Source organism: Desulfobacter sp., from assembly GCF_050177295.1.
Genome location: NZ_JBFXHE010000529.1, coordinates 1 through 2,639 on the forward strand (window position 1 = coordinate 1; position 2,639 = coordinate 2,639).

Sequence of the window (2,639 nt, forward strand, 5' to 3'; positions counted from 1 at the left end):
GCTGGGCCATCAAAAGCCCCAGCACCACCTGGGAACGCTGGCCGCAGGACATCTGCCGGATCAGATGGCCTGGTGAAAGTCCAAGCTTTTTCACCATCCGGTAGTAAATGCGTTCATCCCAGCTGGGGTGGCCCCGGTCATGGTCATCGGTTTTAAAATCATGGCCAGGGCCATTGTAACAAGCAGCATCATCTGATTCGTGTATGCCTTAACTGCCGAATAAAATCGGCATTTACTTCATATCCACAGCTTTGATCCAGATCACGGCGTCCCTGGAGCACGCCTTGCCTTTATAGGAACCTTCCGGGTCCAGGCCAAGGGCGGCAAATCCCCACCATCCGGCCTTGGGAATGCCAAAGGTAAATACGCCGTTGTCATCGGCAAAAATGGTCTGCAGCACAAAGGCGTCCTGGGGGGCAACTGCTGCAGCTTCCTTTGCAAATGCTTTTTTGTCCAGCAAGGGCTTATGGTTCATGAATTCGATCTCAATTTCGGCGTTGGGAACAGGTTTGCCCTTGAACAGGATTTTACCCTGGAATACATTGCCGGTCCAGCGGTCATAGGGTTTGCAAAGGGGAACGATTTCGCAGTCAAGACCTACGGGTTCCATCCAGGCCCCGGGCTCTCCGCCTACATTGACGATCACTTTGGTGCTCTGCTGGATATAGGCATCCTCTCCAGCCTCAAAATAGGGTGCCGGTACCAGGCCGAATACATGGTCCCCGCCCCTGGCTGTATATTCGGTTTCATATGCTTTGCCGGAATTGGTCAGGCTTGTCCAGTTAATGGGTTTAAGGGTGGACAGCAGATCAGTCCTCGTCGGTTCGTTTTCCCCCCTGGAGCGGACAACGAAAAATTGTTCCGGGGTTCCCATGTCCATGGTGTGACCGGCTTCAAAGGGATGGGTGAACACCAGCGCCAAAGGGATTTTGCCCCCCTTTTCAAGGGCTGCTTCAGGCGTATAAATCATCTGAAAGTGGGCAAATGCCGGTACAGTAAATGCCAGGATGGACAGGATGGCCAGGATGCTGATGGTGGTGATAACATGTTTCATTTTCAAAATTTTCTCCTTTTTAACGGTTTTAAGTATTATGCAGTGACCGGGCTATTCGGTGATTTCCTTGCCGTCCACGGTGATTTTATGGCCTTCCCCGGCGTCAAACTCTACCTTGTAGTCGCCTGCGGGTTTTTTAAACGTAAATTCGCTGTCGTCATCCATTTTACCAGTGACCAGCACCTTTCCGGCACCGTCTTCAACACGCATTTCAACGCCTGCGGCAGAAGATCCGTCGGAAAATCCGCCTTCGCAGGTTATACTTCCGTCGCCGTTGTCATAGCAGGAGCACAACGGGGTATGGGCCTGGCAAACCGGGGTCACAAAGAATCCAAACACCATGGCGGCAAGGATTAATACATACAATTTCAGTTTCATTTTTTTCTCCTTGTAAATTTGTTAATTTGCAAAATTGGTCCGGCAGGCCATTCAGGCAATGGCCTGCCGGGCATGGTCAAATTCTGGTTTTGGTTTTATAAAGCCTGTGGCAATGGTTGTGCCCAGGGCCATTGCGTAAAAGACGCCCATGGCCTGGAGCCCGTTTAATCCCAGAAGGGTGCCGCCGGTAAATATTAATGTGGCCGCACTGATACCCAGCACCATGGGATAAAACATGCCGAACAGCATCCACTTGACAGATCCGGACTGCAGTTTAACAGCAATGGAGGTGGCCAGGCACGGCGGGTAAAGTACCATGAACATCATCAGAGCCAGGGCATGAAGCGGGGTAAACCCGTCTTCACTTTTGGCCATGCGCGATTCCAGGGAGCCGTCTCCGCCATCATCATCCTGTTCATACAAGGCGCCCAGGGTGGCCACGGAGCTTTCCTTGGCAGCAAAGGCTGACAGCAGCGCCACATTGACCCGCCAGTTAAATCCCGCAAATTGGGTCACAGGCTCAAGCGCCCGGCCCATCTTTCCCAGAAAGCTTGTATCAATTCTTTCCTTGCGCATTTCCCGCAGCAGTCCTGTTCGGATTTTGAACAGCTTTTTAAAGGATTTGTTTACCTTTCTGGCCACCTTATCCGTGCCGGGCTGGGCAATGGAAAAAAATTGCGGATTTATCTTCTGGTACTTTGCATTCAGGGCGTCCGTAGCTTCAGGACCCTTTGCCAGCATCTTTTTATCCTTGTAGGTTTCCCAGTAGAGCACCATCTCCATAAGCTTGTCCCCGGCAAGGACTTCGGCGTAGGGGGTCCGGGCAATGCTGCTCCTGAATTGGGCAATGGCCGTGTCCCTTTGGGCCTGGAAGTCAATTTTTCGCTGGGGTGAAATGCCGGGGAACTGCAAAAGGATAAAAATTACCACGGCCAGTGCCACCACAATGGAGGTGATTTTTTTAATGAACATCCACACCCGTTCCAGGGCCCGGCCCACAACCCCCCTGAACGTGGGCAAATGGTAAGGGGGCATCTCCATGACAAATGGTGAGGTGGGTTTGTCCTTGAGCACGGTGGCCGTCAGAAATTTGGACACGGGCAGCACCATAAGAAGGCTGATGGTGGAAATATAAAACATGGCCAAACCCTTGTGGGCGGCAAAGTAGATATTAATCAGCAGCACATAAAGGGGAACCTTGGCCAGG

3 protein-coding genes are annotated in these 2,639 nt (G+C 51.9%); all 3 read right to left on the minus strand.

Going from position 1 to position 2,639, the window contains the following annotated elements; all coding sequences use genetic code 11:
* Window positions 1–232 precede the first annotated feature (232 nt).
* Window positions 233–1,054, minus strand: coding sequence for a DUF4198 domain-containing protein (locus tag AB7U36_RS22150; protein ID WP_428161770.1), 822 nt, complete (start codon window positions 1,052–1,054; stop codon window positions 233–235).
* A gap of 51 nt (window positions 1,055–1,105) precedes the next feature.
* Complete coding sequence (locus AB7U36_RS22155) at window positions 1,106–1,432, minus strand: hypothetical protein (protein ID WP_428161771.1); 327 nt, start codon at window positions 1,430–1,432, stop codon at window positions 1,106–1,108.
* 51 nt (window positions 1,433–1,483) lie between these two features.
* The coding region (locus AB7U36_RS22160) for a nucleoside recognition domain-containing protein (RefSeq protein ID WP_428161772.1) at window positions 1,484–2,639 on the minus strand (1,156 nt) is incomplete at its 5' end.

Coding starts and splice junctions, on each gene's coding strand:
- AB7U36_RS22150 (WP_428161770.1), bottom strand. CDS start 1,054: ATGAAACATGTTATCACCACCATCAGCATCCTGGCCATCCTGTCCATC.
- AB7U36_RS22155 (WP_428161771.1), bottom strand. CDS start 1,432: ATGAAACTGAAATTGTATGTATTAATCCTTGCCGCCATGGTGTTTGGA.